The sequence below is a fragment of the Kitasatospora cystarginea genome (genome assembly GCF_039533515.1).
GTDB lineage: Bacteria > Actinomycetota > Actinomycetes > Streptomycetales > Streptomycetaceae > Kitasatospora > Kitasatospora cystarginea.
In genome coordinates this window covers 101635-117820 of sequence record NZ_BAAATR010000012.1, presented here as the reverse complement: position 1 = coordinate 117820, position 16186 = coordinate 101635, and the positions used below count along the sequence as shown (strand labels likewise).

Here is a 16186-nt window from a genome sequence, read left to right as displayed (position 1 = left end):
ACTACATCGCCTATGTTTGGTCTGGACCACTCGGCTGTCAAGGCACCTGACACCCGGTCGACACCTGGTCCCGGAGAACGGCGAGGCCCCGCACCTCGGGAATCGGAGGTGCGGGGCCCGGCCGGGTGCGGTCAGCCGAGGCCGTTGGACTTCAGCCAGTCCTTGGCCACCGTCGAGGGATCCTCCTTGTCGACGGAGACCCGCTTCATCATCGCGGTCAGGCCCGGGGTGTCGAGCTTGGCCGAGACGGCGTTCAGGGCGCCGGTGGCGGTGGCGTCCAGACCGGCCTTGTTGACCAGCGGGGTGACGTTCTGCGAGCTGAAGAGGTTCTTCGGGTCGGTCAGCGAGACCAGCTTGAACTGGATGATCTTCGGGTCGGTGGTGAAGACGTTGCCGATCTGGACCGAGCCGTCCTTGAGCGCGTTGGCGGTGGTGTCCCCGGTGGGCTTCCACTCCTTGAAGGTGAGCCCGTAGACGTCCTTGAACTGCTGCTCGCGGCGGGACTTGAACTCCGGTGGCCCGCCGATGGTGAACTCGCCGGCCTTACCGGCCAGGTCGGCGATGCTCTTCAACTGGTACTTGTCGGCGGTCTCCTGGGTGACGTTCAGCGAGTCCTTGTCCTCGGCCGCGGCCGAGTCGAGGATCCCCAGCGTGTTCGGCAGCACCTGCTGCAGCGCGGCGTTGACCGCCGCGGTGCCGGTGGCGGTGTTCTTGGCGTCCAGGTAGCCGAGGAGCGCGCCGTTGTACTCGGGCAGGACGGTCAGGCTGCCGTTCTTCAGCTGGCCGTAGAGCACCTCGCGGCTGCCGATGTTGAACTTCTCCTCGACCTTGACGCCCTTGGCCTTGAGCGCCTGCGAGTAGATCGAGGCCAGCAGGACGTTCTCCGGGAAGTTCGCCGAGCCGACCACCACGGTTCTCCCGCCACCACCTGACGAGCCCGATGAATTGGCCGAGGAGTCCAGCGGGTTGCCGCTGCCGGAGGAGGAGCAGGCCGCCGCACCGAGCAGCAGGCAGGCGGCGGTGACGGTCCTGAGTAGACGGGTGGTCATGGGGTCCCTTTCGTGGTCCCGCGGCCGGGCGCGGTGCGGGAGATGGTCCGGTGGGCGAGCAGACCGCCGGGCGGTCTCACGAGCTGTGCGCGACGGTGGCACCGGCCGCACGCTGGGCACGCACGCCGCGCGGCAGCGCGTACCGGATCAGGCCGGCGAACAGCAGTTGGGTGGCGACGGCGAGCAGTACGACCAGCAGTGCGCCGCCCAGGGTGGCTGGGAAGTCGCGGGTGGCCAGGCCGTCGATGACGTACCGGCCGAGTCCGCCGAGGCCGACGTACGCGGCGACGGTGGCGGTGGCGATCACCTGGACGGCCGCCGTGCGCAGGCCGGCGAGGACGGCGGGCAGCGCGTTGGGCAGGCAGACCTGCCAGAGCACCTGGCGGCCCGTCATGCCGATGCCGAGCGCGGCGTCCCGCAGTTCGGGGTCGGTGCCCCGGATGCCCTCGACCGTGGCGACCAGCACCGGCGGTGCGGCCAGCGCGACCAGCGGCAGCAGGATGGCGGTGTCGCCGACCCCGCCGACCAGTACGGTGAGTGTGACCAGGCCGAGAGTGGGCAGGGCGCGGGCGATGCCGGTGAACGCGGTCACGGCGACGGCGCCGCGCCCGGTGTAGCCGATCAGCAGGCCGAGCGGGATCGCCAGCAGCGCCGCGTACAGCAGGGCCTCGCCGGAGAAGGCGAGGTGCTCGGCGACCCGGTGGGTGATCGCGTTGGGCCCGCTCTGCCGGTCGGGTGCGGTGAAGAAGGTGTGCAGCCAGTCGATCCAGTTCACCGGGCGGCCCCCGTCCGGAGGGCCCAGGGGGCCAGCAGCCGCCGGGCCAGGACCAGCAGCAGGTCGGTGACCAGGGCGAGCGCGGCGATCAGCACGATGCCGGCCACGATCGGGGTGGGGAAGGTGCGCTGGAAACCGTCGATGAACAGGTAGCCGAGGCCGCCCCGGCCGATCAGCGCGCCGACCGCGGCCAGCGAGATGCTGGACACCGCGGCGACCCGCAGCCCGGCCATCAGATACGGGACGGCGGCCGGGAGTTCGACGGCGGACAGCCGGTGCCAGGGGCCGTAGCCCATGGCGGTCGCCGCCTGCCGCACGGAGTCCGGCACCGAGCGCAGTCCGTCCACGGCTGTGGGCAGCAGTACGGCGAGTGCGTAGAAGGTGAGCGGCACCATCACGGTGGCCCGGGTGGCCAGCCCGGTGTACGGGATCAGCACCACGAAGACCGCGAGCGAGGGCAGCGCGTACACCACGTTGAAGACGGCGGAGAGCGGCTGGTAGATGCGGGGGAAGCGAGCACAGGCGAGGCTCAGCGGAACGGCGATCAGCAGCGCGATCAGCACCGGGACCAGGGAGATCACCGCATGGTCGAGGGTGAGGTCGCGCAGGTAGCCGAGGTGGTCCCCGATCCAGTACCAGCGGACCAGGGGTTCACCGTCCATCGGTGCTCACCGGCCCTCGGCTGCTTCCGGGCTCCGGAGCCGGAGGGGCGCCGGTCAGTGCGGCGAGGACCGCCGCCCGGTCGGCGGTGCCGACCGCCCGGCCGTTCGCGTCGACGGCGACGACCGCGCCGGCGGGGGAGAGGACGGCGGCGTCCAGCGCGCTGCGCAGGGTGTCGGTTCCGGGGTGGAAGACCGGCGCGGGGTGAGGGTCCTCATCCGGACGGTCGAGGTCGATCCAGCCGGTCGGCCGCCCGTCCGCGTCCAGCCGCAGCTCCCAGCCGGCCTGCCGGGTGCCCTCGCCGAGTGGACGGACGGCGACGGTGCGGGCCGGGAGCAGCCCGAGGCCGCGCAGCCCGCGGTCGCGGCCCAGGAAGGCGGCCACGCCCTCGTCGGCCGGTTCGGTCAACAGGGTGTGCGGATCGGCGAGTTGGGCGATCCGGCCCCGCTCGCGCAGTACCGCCACCTGGTCGCCGAGCCGGACGGCCTCCTCGATGTCGTGTGTGACGAACAGTACGGTCTTGTTCAATTCGCCCTGCAGACGGAGCAGTTCGTCCTGCAGTCCGGCGCGGACCACCGGGTCGACCGCGCTGAACGGCTCGTCCATCAGTAGCACCGGAGGGTCGGCCGCCAGCGCTCGGGCCACGCCGACCCGCTGCTGCTGGCCACCGGACAGCTGGAAGGGGTAGCGCTTGGCCAGTTCGGGCGCCAGGCCCACGAGCTCGAGCAGCTCGGCGGCGCGGGCGCGGGCCTTCTTGCGGTCCCAGCCGAGCAGATAGGGGACGGTGGCGATGTTGTCGATGACGCGGCGGTGCGGGAAGAGCCCGGCCTGCTGGATCACATAGCCGATGCCCCGGCGCAGCTTGGCGGCGGGCAGCTGGGAGACGTCGGTGCCGTCCAGCAGCACCCGTCCCGCGGTCGGCTCGACCATGCGGTTGACCATCCGCAGGATCGTGGTCTTGCCGCAGCCGGAGGGTCCGACCAGTACCGTGGTGCGGCCGGCAGGTATGTCCAGGTCGAGGCCCTCGACGGCGATCGTGCCGTCGGGATGGCGCTTGGCGGCGCCGTCGAATCTGATCACGAAAGGATCCTAGCTTCGGCGCCTGGGCGCCGTTCGGTTCTTGGAGCGGATATCGGAACACGGCAGAGCGCGTCCGACTCGAACTGATCTTCGGATCGTCACGGCCTTCCCTGTCGTGCGCGGGTGCAAACCTTCCTGTCCCTGTTACGAATTCCCGCCGGTCCGGTGCGCAGGAGCACTCCGGTGCTCCGGGCCCTCGACCGTCCCGGCCACGGTCGGCAGGCCCGCGGCGGCCCAGGCGAGGAAACCGCCGTCCAGGTCGGTCGCCCGGTACAGCCCCAGCTCGCGCAGGCCGGCGGCGGCCAGGCTGGACGCGTAGCCCTCCGAGCAGAGCACGATCACCGCCAGCCCGTGCCCGGTTGCCTCCGGCACGCGGTGACCGCTCGTCGGATCCAGCCGCCACTCCAGTACGTTCCGCTCGATCACCAGCGCACCGGGGATGCCGCCCTCACGCGCGCGCTGCGCCGCGGGGCGGATGTCCACCAGCAGTGCGCCCGCGGCCGCCGCGCGGTACGCCTCCAGCGGGCCCGGCCGGTGCACCCCGGCCCGCGCGCGCTCGACCAGCTCGTCAACCGTGGTCACCACTGCTCCGGCCCCTCCTGCGCGGTGCGCGCCAGGCCCTCGGCGCGCAGTTCGTACCGGGACATCGACGCCAGCGGCGGCGAGTACGCGTGGATGGTCACCGCCGGTCCGCCGCCGGTGTTCCGGACGTCGTGCAGGTACTCGGGACCGAAGGACCGGGCGGTGCCCGGGGCCAGCCGCCGGACCAGCAGTCCCTGCCCGGGCCCGCCCAGTGACAGCTCCTCCAACTCGCCCAGCGTCACCACGAAGGCGCCGCGCGAACCGCCGTGGTCGTGGAAGCCGGTGGACTGGCCCGGCAGCCAGCTGATCAGCCAGACCTCGTGATCCTCGGTGAGCGCCAGCCGTTCGTACCAGCGGTCCTCGGCGGACAGCCGGACCCGGGGCAGCCAGCGGTCGGGCTGCCCGGCGAGCTCTCGGACGATCTCGCGCAGGGCGGTCGGGGAGAGCGGGGCGGGTGAGGAGGGCTGGGTGCTCTGGGGGAGCTGGGCGTTCGGGGCGGGCGGCGCCACGGCGGGCGCAGGGGCGAGGTCAAGGCTCATGGGGCATCCTCGGGTAGGCCGAAGGAGCCTGCCGGACACGGGCGCACGGGGAAGCGCGGACCCGAACGGCAGGCGGGAGGAGAGCGAAGAGAGGGTGAGGCGAGAGCGCGGCTCAGGCCCTGGCAGACGTCACAGGGCGGGGAGACGGGTCAGCGGGCACACATGTCGCTCGCCTGGCGTCGCAGATCGACGTGCAGGCGGCAGACCAGGGTGGTGCCGGTGTCCATGGGCTGATCGTCGCGGAGCCGGGCCCGGCGCGTCAAGCGCGGACCGCCTGGCGGTCACCCTGCCGCGCTCGCCACCGACGGTGCTCCTCGTGGCCTGCTCGGCCGAGTCGGGGCCGGTATCCGAACGCGGTCGGGCATCCGCAAGCGGCCGGCCTGCCCCGGGGGAGACGGGGCAGGCCGGCCGGAAGAGGCGCTGACGCGGTGCCGGGGCGGACCTCGGCGCCGCGCAGGCTCAGTTGTCCTTGGTCGCGTCCGCGTCCGCCTGGGCGGCGGCGCTCTCGGCGGCGTCCACCTTCTGTTGCATGTCCTTCAGCTGGGGGTCCGCGCTGCCGTCCGACGCCCCGTCCGCCGGCGCCGGCGTCACCGAGGCCGTCGGCGCGGGTGCGGCGCTGGTCGGTCCGCAGGCCGTGAGCAGCGGCGTCGAGCCGAGCGCCAGCACGGCCAGCAGGGTGGCGGCGGAGCGGCGTACGGTCACTGGCCCGCCGCCGTACCGTGGCCGTGCGCCCCGCACCAGGTCGCCACGGACTTGAGGTCCGTCTGGCGGCTCTGCAGGTTCGGCAGCAGGCTCTTGCGGTAGGCGAGCCGGTCGCTCAGGTACTTCTCGATCTCGGTGTGGCCGGCCGACTTGGCGTTGTCCACCCGCTGCTCCATCCGGGCGATCGAACCGGGCACGGTGGCGTCACCGTTCAGCCGGGTGATCGCGGCGCTGAGCCGCTTCTCGGTCTGCGGCAGGCGCTTGCAGATGGCCACCGCACCGTCCCCCTTCGGGGCCGGCTTGGTCGCCGCCTGGGCGGGAGCGGCAGCGGCGAACAGGGCGCCGGCCAGGGTGAGCGCGCCGAGTGCGGCGGTGGCCTTGCGGTTCGGGAACATGGCTGAATCTCCTCCAGTGCCACGAGACGCCGGCCCTTCGCGGACCGGCCGGGCTGGAAGGTAGCGACGGTTCTTGTGGATTCCTTGTGAGTCGGATCCGTGCGGCGGCCGGTACCGGGAACGCCCTGGCAGGCTCTCGGCGCGCTGGTCGGGCTGGGCTGCGGCCGGTACCGGGAACGAAGGCCCGGTCAGACCCCGGTGCGTGGATCCGAGCCGCGGTCCTGACCCGAGAGCCAGTCGCGGCGGACGGGGAGACGCGGTGGCGGGGCGTCGGTGGCGGGCAGCGGCAGACGGACCTCGAACCGGCAGCCCGCGCCCCGGGGCGGTGTCCCGACCGAAACCGTGCCCCGGTGCAGTGCCACCTGCTGCGCGACCAGGGTCAGCCCGAGTCCCGAACCCGGGCTGCCCGGCCTGCGGTGGAACCGGGCGAAGACCCGGTCCCGCCCGTCGGGCGGGATACCCGGCCCGCCGTCGTCCACCGTGAGCACCGCGAACGCGCCCTCGGCGCGCAGCCGTACCGCGATCCGTACCGTGGAATCGGCCGAACGTCCGTGCACCACCGCATTGTTGAGCAGGTTGACCAGCAGGATGCGCAGCCCCGCCTCCCAGCCGAAGATCCGGAGCTCGGCCGGCAGCTCGCAGCAGAGTTCGGCCTGCGGGCTGCGCCGCGCCGTCTCGCCCGCCACCGCGTCCGTCAACTCGGCCAGGTCCAGCGGGCCGAACGCGGTCAGCTCGACCAGGTCGCCCTGGGCCAGGGCGCGCAGCGCGGTCAGCAGATCCAGCAGTCGGGCGTGCTCGCTCCGCAGGTCCCCCAGCACCTCGTCGCGTTCCTCGGCCGGCAGGTCGGGGTGCGCGGCCAGCACGTCCAGGTTGGTGCGCATGCTCATCAGCGGGGTGCGCAGCTCGTGCGAGGCCGCGGAGGAGAACGACCGCGCGGTGTCCAACGCCTGGGCCGTACGCCCCGCCTGTTCCTCGTAGCGGGTGAGCAACCCGGCGATGGAGAGCGCGAGTTCGTCCACCTCGGCGACGCCGGAGTGCTGGGCGGCGAAGCCGGCCGCACCCGCTCCGGGGTCCAACTCGCCCGCCCGGCGGCTGAGCCGGCGCAGCGAGGCGGTGGTCCGGTCGGCGACGGCGTAGGCCAGCAGGCCGGAGACCGGTGCGGTGACCAGGGCAACCAGCAGCACCCGCCGGCGTACCGCCGCGAGTTCGGGCTCGGTGGCCGAGGCCGGGGTCAGCAGCCAGAGCGTCCCGGAAGCCGGGCCGTCCACCGGGACGGCCAGGACCCGCCAGGCACGTGCCTTGTCCCGGATGGTGACCGGACCGCCCGCGGTCGCCGGAGGCAGCCGCACCGGGGCTGCGGGCTGCGGGCCGCCGGTCAGGAGCACCGTGCCGTCCGCCGCCGCCACCCGGATCCCCGCGTCGAGGGTGTCGGCGAGCACCTTGTGGTGCCGGTTCTGCTCGGCCTGGGGTCGGCCGCCCTGGTCGGCGGCGAGCAGCGCCCGCACGTCCGGCTTCACCAACGAGGCCCGGTCCTGGAGCCGGGTGTCCTGCTGGTGCCGCAGGTCGCGGCCGACCAGCCCCAGCACCAGCAGCCCGGCGGCCAGCACCAGCAGCGGCACCAGGGCGGTCACCGAGAGCGCGATCCGGGTCGAGAGTCTCATCGGCCGACCGCCTGCCCGGTGCCTTCGGCCTGCCCGGTGCCGTCCGGCGCTGGTGCGGCCGGACGGCCGGGTTCTTCCCGAACGCTCGGCGGGCGCAGGACGAAACCGACGCCGCGGACGGTGTGGATCAGCCGAGGCCGTCCGTCCGCCTCCAGCTTGCGGCGCAGATAGCTGATGAAGGTGTCCACGGCGTCGGTCCGGACCTCGAAGTCGTAGCCCCAGACCCGGTCGAGCAGCTGGTCCCTGGTGAGCACCAGCCCGGCGTTCCGCACCAGCTGTACCAGCAGCTCGAACTCCCGTCTGGTGAGCTGGAGTTCTACGCCATCGCGGAAGACTTGGCGGGTGGCGGGATCGACCGTCAGCGGTCCGGCGCGGAGCACCTCCGGTCGCGGCGGTTCGGCCGGCCCGGCCGTGGGCGCCGGTGTCCGGCGGCGGAGCAGCGCCCTGATCCGCAGGACCAGCTCCTCCAGCGCGAACGGCTTCACCAGGTAGTCGTCCGCCCCGGCCTGGAGCCCGGCGACCCGGTCCGTCACCTCGTCCAGCGCCGAGAGCATCAGCACGGGCGTGTCGTCGCCCCCGGCCCGCAGCGCCCGGCACACCTCGATCCCGCTGAGGCCCGGCATCGAGACGTCCAGCACCACGACGTCCGGTGGGGACCCCGCCCCCGCCCCGGCCAGCAAGCGCATCGCACCGGGTCCGTCCTCGGCGACCAGCACCGTGAAGCCGCTCAGTCGCAGTCCGCGCTCCAGCGAGCGGCGGATGGCGGCGTCGTCGTCCGCGATCAGTACCCGTCCGGTGGTCATGGCCTCGCCGCCCTCCTCCTCGCCTGCCCGCCCGCGGCGGATCACCCGTGGCTGCCGGGTGGCGGCTGCTCGCGCGCGGCCGCTCCGGGCGCCCGACCCTCTCATGCTTCCCCCGGGCGATCGGGCCCGGGGTGGGGTTCGGGTCCGGGTTCGGGGCCGGGCTCGTTCCCGGGATGGGGCGCGGGGGCCGGGTCGGGCTCCGGGAGCGGCGAGTGCGGTGGTCCGGTACGGCTCGGCGGGAACCGGGGCGGGAACCGACCGGCGGTCGGACGCGTCCTCGCTGGCAGTAAGGCTGCGCCTGAGCGGCGCGGTGAAGGGTTGGAGAGACGTATGGGATTCATCAGCTGGATCATCCTCGGCCTGCTGGCCGGGGCTATCGCGAAAATCCTGCTTCCCGGACGTGACCCGGGCGGCCTCATCGGCACCACCCTGATCGGTATCGCCGGTTCCTTCGTGGGTGGCTGGCTCTCGGCGACCTTCCTGCACCGGTCGGTGGCCAAGCACTTCTACGACCCCGCCACCTGGGGCGCGGCGATCGCGGGCTCGCTGGTGCTGCTGATCGCCTACCGGCTGCTCTTCGGCAACTCCCGCGACTGACGGAGGTGGTGGGTCCGCGCTGACGCGGACCCACCACCCTGTCGGCCGATCACCGGATCACGCGACCGGGACCCAGTCGGGCAGTTCCTGCTGCGCCGCGGTCCAGCTCGGCGGTACCTCGGCCAGCCCGGTGCGGGCGGCGACCACGCCGGCCGCGATGGCGCAGGTGGTGTCCATGTCGCCCCAGCCGCCGAGGGTGTCCCAGATCGCCTCCGGCAGCGAGTCCAACTGCCCTGCCGCGCACCAGAGTGCGAACGGCACGGTGTCCTGCGCGGAGATCTGCAGCCCGGAGCCGAGCACACTCGCCGCATGCCGGATGGAGGTACCCGCCGGGAACCGGGCCGCGATCCGCAGGCCCGAGCGCACGTCGGAATCCGGCAGCAACTCGGCGACCCGGCCCAGCAGTTCGACCCGGTCGGGTGCCACCTCGCCCCGGCTGCGGGCCGCGAAGGCCGCCGCGAGCGCGACCGCCACCGCCCCCGAGACCGCCTCCGGGTTGAAGTGCGTGGTGAGCGCGGAGAGTTCGGCCTGCTCGGCGACCCGGTCCAGGTCGTCGGCGAACCAGGCGCCCAGCGGCGCGACCCGCATCGCAGCGCCGTTGCCGTGCGAGCCCTGGCCGCCGAACATCGACGAGGTGATGGCCTGCCAGTCACCGCCCTCGTGGATCTGCCGCAGCACCTGGTGCATCGACGGCCCGTACTTGCGTGCAGGGTCGGCGGTGTAGGCCTCGGCGAACGCCCGCGCCAGCTCCGACTGCCTGACCTCGCCGTACTGGAGCAGGTGCTGGAAGAGGACCAGCGCCATCGCGGTGTCGTCCGTCCAGTGCCACGGCGCCTCGCGGACCGTCCGGGCGGCGAGGCGGGCGTCGGCCTCGCTGTTGTCCACGCTGAACCAGCGGTCGCCGAAGGCGTCGCCGAGGGCCAGGCCCCGCAGACTGTCGAGGGCCGACCAGGGAGCAAGCACGTCATCCTCCATGTGAGATCAACTCGGTGGGGGACATCGTGCCCGCTCGCCCCGGCCGCGCGCGACTGGATTCCGGGAGGGCGGTGGGCCACGCCAGGCGCGAGGCCGTGTTGGGCGGAGCCGTGTCGGGCGCAGGCCGTGTCGGGCGCAGGCCGTGTCGGGCCCGGGTGCAGGCGTGGGCCTGCCGAGCGGTGGCTCCCGGCTGCCCGGGGCCGGTGCGAGCTTGCGGGTGCCGGCGCCGACGCGGGGTGTCAGCGCGAGCGCAGGCCGGTGAGGAGCAGGTTCCAGAGGGCCTCGAAGTCGGTCTCGCACTTCGGGTCGGCCCACTCGGCAGCGTGTACCGGGTCGTGGAAGTGGGCGGTGGCCTGGAAGACGGCGCGCGCGGCCGTGGCCACGTGGGTCGGACGGAACTCGCCCTGGTGGATGCCGTCCTGGATGATCGTGGCGATCTGGGTGGTGAGCGTCTCGATGTGCGCCTCGACGGTGGCCGAGAGCTCGTTGACCAGCGTCATGTAGGTCGCGAACAGCTCGGGATCGTCCAGTGCCTTCTTGCGCTTGGCGGCGAACAGCGTCGCCAGCCAGCGGTGCAGGCGCTCCACGGCCGGGCCGCGCTCCGCGGTGATCGCCGCCAGGGTGTGGTGCGCCTGGTCCAGCCAGCGCTGGGTGACCGCCTCGCGGAGCGCGGCCTTGCTGGGGAAGTGCCGGTAGACACTGCCGTGGCTGACACCGAGCGTGCGGGCGATGTCCACCACGGTGGCCTTGGCCGGACCGAACCGCCGCAGGACGTCCTCCGCCGCGCTCAGGATTTGCTCGGGAGTGAGTGCGCTGTCCGTGGTCACGGCGGGGTACGTCCTTCAGTGCGGTTGCGGGCCGGCGGTGGCTCGCCGCGGTACGGGCCTGACCGGTGTCAGTGCTCGCTGTCGAGGTGGGCCATCTGTGCGGCAGCGTACCTGTCGCCGGCGGCCGCACCGGCCGGGACCGCTGCCTCGATGGCGGCGAGGTCGGCCGTGGTCAGCGTGACGTCCAGCGCACCGAGGGCCTCGGCCAGGCGGTCCCGGCGGCGGGCGCCGACCAGCGGCACGATGTCCGAACCGCGCGAGGCGACCCAGGCGATGGCGACCTGGGCTACGGTGGCGCCCTTGGCCTCGGCGATCACCCGCAGCGCCTCCACCAGGCGGAGGTTGTGGTTGAGGTTCTCCCCCTGGAAGCGCGGGCTGTGGCCGCGGAAGTCGGCCGGACTCACCTCACGGTCGCTGGTCCAGTGGCCGCTGAGCAGGCCGCGGGAGAGCACGCCGTACGCGGTGACGCCGATGTTCAGAGCGCGCGCGGCTGGCAGCACCTCGGCCTCCAGGGTGCGGGAGAGCAGCGAGTACTCGATCTGCAGGTCGCTGATCGGGTGGACCGCGGCGGCCCGGCGCAGGGTCTCGGCGCCGACCTCGGACAGGCCGATGTGGCGGACGTAGCCGGCCTTGACCAGCTCCGCGATGGCGCCGACCGTCTCCTCGATCGGCACGTTCGGGTCCAGTCGAGCCGGGCGGTAGACGTCGATGTGGTCGGTGCCCAGGCGGCGCAGCGTGTACGCCAGGGCCGTCTTGGTGGCTGCGGGGCTGCTGTCGATGCCGAGCCAGCTGCCGTCCGGGCCGCGCTGGGCGCCGAACTTGACGCTGATCTCGACGTCCTCGCGGTTGTGGCCGCGAAGCGCCTCGCGGATCAGCAGCTCGTTGTGGCCCATGCCGTAGAAGTCGCCGGTGTCCAGCAGGGTGATCCCGGCATCCATGGCGGCGTGGATGGTGGCGATGCTCTCGGCCTCGTCGGCGGCGCCGTAGAGGTCTGACATGCCCATGAGGCCAAGGCCCAGGGCGGAGGCGGTGAAGGAACTCGCGCCGAGGGTGGCGCGGGTGGGGGCGGTGCTCACGGAGTCTGCTCCTGGAAGTGCGGAGGGGGCGCGGGCGCGATGTGCGGGTGCGGATCGGATGCGGGCGGGAGTCCGCCTGCGGTATCGACTATGGCATGTCGAATGACAGATTTCAATATCTGTCATTCGACATCTGGCGATCGTCATCAGTCATCAGTCATCGGCCATGGGGCATCGGTCGACCGTTGCCTGCCGCCTGCCGCCTGCCGCCTGCCGCCTGCCGCCTGCCGCCTGCCGCCGGTTGCCAGGCGTCCGTTGCCGGACAGGTTCTCCGCTGCCGGACCCACCGACCGCCCGTCACTCGACCCCGGGCATCCGTCGACCGCGGGGCGACTGCCGGGCGCGGTCCGTCGTAAGGTGGCGGCCGTCGGCAGCCGCGATCGCCGTCGATGAGTCATCGGTTCGTTGCCGACCGTGACACCGCGCGCCGGAATCCGGGCCTGCCGCCTGCCGCCTGCCGGTTGCGCCCGGCTCGAAGTCCTGGAACGGCGTGAAGCGGTACGCGCCGGTCGTTCCTCCCCTGGTCGCCGATCTGGTACCAAACGCTGAGTGCTCATCACTCATCGGACGTGGATCGGCCGGGCGTTGCGGCTTCGCTGTGCAGTGATGCCGACGGAGGTCCATGGTGGAAGTGGGCGCGATCCCGCGACCGCGCTCGTGCGTTGGCCCAGGCCCGGGCTCCGTGCCCGACCGGGAACCGCCCCGGCGGGCCGCCGTCCTCGCCCGGTGGCCGATGCGACGCAGTACTCGGGGCACCTCGCAAGGGGACGAACCAATCTTCTAGGCTCACTTCTCGGCTTCCCCTGCACCGGCGCCCCGAGTGCACCGATGGGTCAGGGGGCTGCCGTCCACGGCCCCCGGGTCCACCCGGGGCTGCCGGACCGAGCGAGGAGGACGCAGTGTTGCCCAGCCCGAGGTCGCACCAACCGGCGTTGCCCGACCGAGCCTGCGGCTGCCGGTGCCGCTATACCGGCGGCGATCGGGGAGGCGTCCGATGAGTCCGAGTAGCGGCCCCAGTCCGAGTTCCAGCTCCAGTGCCGGGTCTGCTCCCGGTCCGGCTCACGGGCCCGCGCCCGGCTCCGTGCACGGCTCGGGTCAAGGGGCCGGTGCCGGTGGGAGCTTCGGTTCCGGTGCGAAGTCCGGACCCGGGGCCGGTTCGGGTGTCCGGCCCGGGAGTTCCCGTCCGGCCGGGCCGCAGACCGTGAGCGCGTACGCGGCAGCACACCCGCGTCCGGTCGGTGCCCGAGGCGTTCGGGTCGGCGGGGCCGACAGTGGCGGTGCGCGCGCGGCCGCCCCGAAGTCCGCGAGTTCGAGCCCGATAGCGCCCCGTGCCGCCGTGGTCACCGCCGCCACGGCAGCGGTCTCGGCATCGTCCGCTCGTACGGCAGTCCTACGGCCTTCGGTGCCCGGAGCGGCAGTTGGGGCTACCGCCGGGGCGGCGACTGGCACGACGACTGGCTCGACGACTGGCACGACGGCCGGGACGACGGCCGGGATGACGGCCGGTGTCGCGGCCGGGACCGAGGGCACCGCAGCGGCCGGCGAGTGCATCGGCACGGCCGCGCTGCCCGGACTTCCGCAGGCGTTGAGCGCCCGTGCCCGTACGCTGGCCGGTGCGGTCCGCCGCCGCTGCGTCGATCTGGCCGGGATGGAGTCGCCGTCCGGAGACGCACCCCGGCTGGACGTCCTGGCCGAGGAGTTGGCCGCCGGCTTCCGCGCCACCGGGGCCGAGGTCCGTCGCGAGCCTGGGCCGGCCGGTGACCATCTGCTGCTCACCTGGGCCGGCCGGGACGAGACCCTGCCGCACCTCCTGTTGGTGGGCCACCACGACACGGTCTGGCCGGTCGGGACGCTCCAGGACTGGCCGGTCCAGGAGGAGAACGGACTGCTCAGTGGTCCCGGTGTACTGGACATGAAGGCCGGTCTGGCACTGCTCGAAGGCGCGTTCGCGCTGCTGGCCGATCTCGGCGAGCGGCCGCACCGGCCGGTCCGGCTGGTGGTGGTCGCTGACGAGGAGGTCGGCAGCCCGGACGGACGAAAGCTCGTGGAGCGCCAACTGCCGGGGGCCGCAGCCGTCCTGGGGTTGGAGCCGCCGCACCCGGACGGCCGGCTCAAGACCGCGCGGCGCGGCAGCACCAGAGTGCGGCTGACCGTGACCGGCCGTGAGGCGCATGCGGGCAACCACGCCTCCGAGGGCGTTTCGGCCGTAGACGAACTGGTCGATCAGCTGGTCGCGGTGCGCAGTCTCGCCAGGCTTCCGGGTACCGAACTCAACGCCGGCCGGATCACCGGCGGCACCAGGGCCAATGTGGTGGCCGGCCGGGCCGAGGCCGAACTCGGTCTGCGCTTCGCCACCGCGGAGGCCCAGCGCAACACCCTCGACACCCTCGCCCACCTCACCGCCCTGCGTCCGGGCGCCCGGGTCCGGACCGAGGTGCTCTCCAGCCGCCCCGCCTGGCCGGAGCGTTCGGGCAACCCCCTGCTGCGGCACGTGCGGTCGCTGGCCGCGGCTCTCGGCCAGAAGCTGGACGGTGCTCCGGCGGGTGGCGCGGGTGACACCAACCTGGCGGGTGCGCGCGGTCTGCCGACCCTGGACGGCCTCGGCGCGGTCGGGGCCGGTCCGCACGCCCGCGACGAGCACATCCGGGTGGACCAACTCGCCCCGCGCATCGCCCTCCTGGCAGGGCTGCTCGCAGTCCCGCTGCCCCGGCTGCGCGAGCGGCCGTAGCCGTCGCCGCTGCCCGGAGGCGGCCGTGCGGTGAGGCGGCGGCCTGCGGAAGTCGGCGGCAGTCGTTCGGCCGCGGAGACGGCCGGACATTGCTCCGAGGGTGAGGCTCCGCTTGACCAACTGCGTGAGTGAGTGGCGTTGCACCACCGCGGCGGCGGGCCGTCGCGGTCGTCGCGCACGCAGCTGATCAAGCAGAGCCGCACCCCGGGGTACTCGGCCCGCCATTCGAAGTGGTCGGGCGCGATTCCCTGCTCCAATACCGCAGGCCATCACCAAGCCGTCGTTGCCAAACGACCGCTTGCCAAACGCGGCAGACCATGGCAAATCGCAGCAGAACGCCGTAGATCACGCCAGGGCAGACCACCGGTGATCGCCATCTCTTGTCATTCCTCGGCTCGACGCACAGAATGGTGCCGACCGAACGGTCAGTCGGGAGGTGGGTGCAGTGTCGGCACCGCAGATGGTCGATCAGCCCCTGGAGGGGCACTTCGAGACGGTGGTGGCCGCCGAGCAGCGGATCGAGCCACGGGACTGGATGCCGGACGCCTACCGGGCGACGCTCGTCCGGCAGATCGCGCAGCACGCGCACTCCGAGATCATCGGGATGCAGCCGGAGGGTAACTGGCTGACCCGGGCCCCCTCGCTGCGCCGCAAGGCGATCCTGCTGGCCAAGGCGCAGGACGAGGCGGGCCACGGCCTCTACCTCTACGCCGCGGCCGAGACCCTCGGGGTGGACCGGGCGGAGCTCACCGACAAGCTGATCTCGGGCCGGCAGAAGTACTCGTCCATCTTCAACTACCCGACCCTCACCTTCGCCGACGTCGGGGTGATCGGCTGGCTGGTGGACGGCGCGGCGATCTGCAACCAGGTGCCGCTCTGCCGCTGCAGTTACGGCCCGTACGCCCGGGCGATGGTGCGGATCTGCAAGGAGGAGTCCTTCCACCAGCGGCAGGGCTACGAGCTGCTGATGACGCTGATGCGCGGCACCGACACCCAGCGCCGGATGGTGCAGGACGCGGTGGACCGGTGGTGGTGGCCGTCGCTGATGATGTTCGGCCCACCGGACGACGACTCACCGAACACCGCCCAGTCGATGGCCTGGCGGATCAAGCGCCACACCAACGACGAGCTGCGGCAGCGATTCGTCGACATGACCGTGCCGCAGGCCCAGCACCTGGGCGTCACCCTGCCCGACCCGGCCCTGAGCTGGAACGAGGAGCGCGGCAGCTGGGACTTCGGCGAGCCCGACTGGTCCGAGCTGAAGCAGGTGATCAAGGGCCAGGGTCCGTGCAACACCCAGCGAGTCGAGCGTCGCCGCGCCGCTCACGAGGACGGCGCCTGGGTGCGCGAGGCGGCCGTCGCGTACGCGGCAAAGCGCAGAGCGGAAGCCGGGGCCGGCGGGGCCGGCGACCACCGGGACGAGGACGAAGGGGCAGGACGATGAGCGGGACCAAGGCCGACTGGCCGCTGTACGAGGTGTTCGTGCGCCCCAGGCGCGGCCTCAATCATGTGCACGTCGGCTCGCTGCACGCCCCCGACGACCGGATGGCACTGCTCGCCGCCCGCGACCTCTACACCCGCCGCAACGAGGGCGTCAGCCTCTGGGTGGTCCGCTCGGACGCCATCACCGCCTCCGCCCCCGACGAGCAGGACCCGTTCTTCGCCCCCAGTGGTGACAAGGTCTACCGCCACCCGACCTTCTACGACATCCCCGAGGATGTCCCGCACATCTGACGG

At 72.9% G+C, this 16186-nt stretch carries 17 protein-coding genes; 4 read left to right on the top strand and 13 right to left on the bottom strand.

What is annotated here, in order from left to right; all coding sequences use genetic code 11:
• Positions 1–131 precede the first annotated feature (131 nt).
• The 10 genes from ABD369_RS15915 to ABD369_RS15870 form a co-directional block, all read right to left on the bottom strand.
• Entirely contained in the window at positions 132–1049 is a 918-nt protein-coding gene (locus ABD369_RS15915) for an ABC transporter substrate-binding protein (protein ID WP_344637046.1), read from the bottom strand.
• Positions 1050–1125: 76 nt separating this feature from the next.
• Complete coding sequence (locus ABD369_RS15910; RefSeq protein ID WP_344637045.1) at positions 1126–1824, bottom strand: ABC transporter permease; 699 nt, start codon at positions 1822–1824, stop codon at positions 1126–1128.
• The gene (locus ABD369_RS15905) at positions 1821–2486 is read right to left on the bottom strand and encodes an ABC transporter permease (RefSeq protein ID WP_344637044.1); all 666 of its coding nucleotides are present in this window, start codon (positions 2484–2486) and stop codon (positions 1821–1823) included. The genes ABD369_RS15910 and ABD369_RS15905 overlap by 4 nt, the downstream gene beginning before the upstream one ends.
• Positions 2476–3564, bottom strand: coding sequence for an ABC transporter ATP-binding protein (locus tag ABD369_RS15900; protein ID WP_344637043.1), 1089 nt, complete (start codon positions 3562–3564; stop codon positions 2476–2478). The genes ABD369_RS15905 and ABD369_RS15900 overlap by 11 nt, the downstream gene beginning before the upstream one ends.
• A 144-nt stretch (positions 3565–3708) precedes the next feature.
• Complete coding sequence (locus ABD369_RS15895) at positions 3709–4149, bottom strand: rhodanese-like domain-containing protein (protein ID WP_344637042.1); 441 nt, start codon at positions 4147–4149, stop codon at positions 3709–3711.
• Positions 4143–4685 (bottom strand): cysteine dioxygenase, encoded by a 543-nt coding sequence (locus tag ABD369_RS15890; RefSeq protein ID WP_344637041.1) that lies wholly within the window; start codon positions 4683–4685, stop codon positions 4143–4145. The genes ABD369_RS15895 and ABD369_RS15890 overlap by 7 nt, the downstream gene beginning before the upstream one ends.
• 459 nt (positions 4686–5144) lie before the next feature.
• Positions 5145–5387 (bottom strand): hypothetical protein, encoded by a 243-nt coding sequence (locus ABD369_RS15885; RefSeq protein WP_344637040.1) that lies wholly within the window; start codon positions 5385–5387, stop codon positions 5145–5147.
• The gene (locus ABD369_RS15880; protein WP_344637039.1) at positions 5384–5782 is read right to left on the bottom strand and encodes a hypothetical protein; all 399 of its coding nucleotides are present in this window, start codon (positions 5780–5782) and stop codon (positions 5384–5386) included. Before ABD369_RS15880 ends, ABD369_RS15885 begins: the two co-directional genes overlap by 4 nt.
• A gap of 188 nt (positions 5783–5970) precedes the next feature.
• Positions 5971–7443 carry a sensor histidine kinase gene (locus tag ABD369_RS15875; RefSeq protein WP_344637038.1) on the bottom strand — a complete coding sequence of 491 codons (1473 nt, stop codon included), beginning with the start codon at positions 7441–7443 and terminating at the stop codon, positions 5971–5973.
• On the bottom strand, positions 7440–8246 hold the full coding sequence (locus tag ABD369_RS15870; protein ID WP_344637037.1) for a response regulator transcription factor: 807 nt from the start codon (positions 8244–8246) through the stop codon (positions 7440–7442). The genes ABD369_RS15875 and ABD369_RS15870 overlap by 4 nt, the downstream gene beginning before the upstream one ends.
• Before the next feature lie 330 nt (positions 8247–8576).
• Here ABD369_RS15870 and ABD369_RS15865 point away from each other — a divergent pair, with 330 nt between their 5' ends.
• Entirely contained in the window at positions 8577–8843 is a 267-nt protein-coding gene (locus ABD369_RS15865; RefSeq protein ID WP_344637036.1) for a GlsB/YeaQ/YmgE family stress response membrane protein, read from the top strand.
• A 57-nt stretch (positions 8844–8900) separates the two neighbouring features.
• On the opposite strand, the gene ABD369_RS15860 is transcribed toward ABD369_RS15865, so the two are convergent.
• The 3 genes from ABD369_RS15860 to ABD369_RS15850 form a co-directional block, all read right to left on the bottom strand.
• Positions 8901–9806, bottom strand: a complete 906-nt coding sequence (locus ABD369_RS15860; protein WP_425557628.1) for an ADP-ribosylglycohydrolase family protein — start codon at positions 9804–9806, stop codon at positions 8901–8903.
• A gap of 251 nt (positions 9807–10057) precedes the next feature.
• On the bottom strand, positions 10058–10645 hold the full coding sequence (locus tag ABD369_RS15855) for a TetR/AcrR family transcriptional regulator (protein WP_344637034.1): 588 nt from the start codon (positions 10643–10645) through the stop codon (positions 10058–10060).
• Between the two features lie 68 nt (positions 10646–10713).
• Positions 10714–11721, bottom strand: a complete 1008-nt coding sequence (locus tag ABD369_RS15850) for an aldo/keto reductase (RefSeq protein WP_344637033.1) — start codon at positions 11719–11721, stop codon at positions 10714–10716.
• 1495 nt (positions 11722–13216) lie between these two features.
• Between ABD369_RS15850 and ABD369_RS15845 the strand changes: the two genes are divergently transcribed.
• The 3 genes from ABD369_RS15845 (at position 13217) to paaB (ending at position 16183) form a co-directional block, all read left to right on the top strand.
• Positions 13217–14449 (top strand): M20 family metallopeptidase, encoded by a 1233-nt coding sequence (locus ABD369_RS15845; protein WP_344637032.1) that lies wholly within the window; start codon positions 13217–13219, stop codon positions 14447–14449.
• A gap of 460 nt (positions 14450–14909) precedes the next feature.
• Positions 14910–15893, top strand: a complete 984-nt coding sequence (gene paaA, locus ABD369_RS15840) for a 1,2-phenylacetyl-CoA epoxidase subunit PaaA (RefSeq protein ID WP_344637120.1) — start codon at positions 14910–14912, stop codon at positions 15891–15893.
• On the top strand, positions 15890–16183 hold the full coding sequence (gene paaB / locus ABD369_RS15835) for a 1,2-phenylacetyl-CoA epoxidase subunit PaaB (protein WP_344637031.1): 294 nt from the start codon (positions 15890–15892) through the stop codon (positions 16181–16183). Before paaA ends, paaB begins: the two co-directional genes overlap by 4 nt.
• Positions 16184–16186 lie beyond the last annotated feature (3 nt).

Bases quoted from the DNA above. Each gene is read 5' to 3' on its own strand.
- ABD369_RS15915 (WP_344637046.1), bottom strand. From the start codon at position 1,049: ATGACCACCCGTCTACTCAGGACCGTCACCGCCGCCTGCCTGCTGCTC.
- ABD369_RS15905 (WP_344637044.1), bottom strand. From the start codon at position 2,486: ATGGACGGTGAACCCCTGGTCCGCTGGTACTGGATCGGGGACCACCTC.
- ABD369_RS15890 (WP_344637041.1), bottom strand. From the start codon at position 4,685: ATGAGCCTTGACCTCGCCCCTGCGCCCGCCGTGGCGCCGCCCGCCCCG.
- ABD369_RS15880 (WP_344637039.1), bottom strand. From the start codon at position 5,782: ATGTTCCCGAACCGCAAGGCCACCGCCGCACTCGGCGCGCTCACCCTG.
- ABD369_RS15875 (WP_344637038.1), bottom strand. From the start codon at position 7,443: ATGAGACTCTCGACCCGGATCGCGCTCTCGGTGACCGCCCTGGTGCCG.
- ABD369_RS15870 (WP_344637037.1), bottom strand. From the start codon at position 8,246: ATGACCACCGGACGGGTACTGATCGCGGACGACGACGCCGCCATCCGC.
- ABD369_RS15865 (WP_344637036.1), top strand. From the start codon at position 8,577: ATGGGATTCATCAGCTGGATCATCCTCGGCCTGCTGGCCGGGGCTATC.
- ABD369_RS15845 (WP_344637032.1), top strand. From the start codon at position 13,217: ATGACGGCCGGTGTCGCGGCCGGGACCGAGGGCACCGCAGCGGCCGGC.
- paaA (WP_344637120.1), top strand. From the start codon at position 14,910: ATGGTCGATCAGCCCCTGGAGGGGCACTTCGAGACGGTGGTGGCCGCC.
- paaB (WP_344637031.1), top strand. From the start codon at position 15,890: ATGAGCGGGACCAAGGCCGACTGGCCGCTGTACGAGGTGTTCGTGCGC.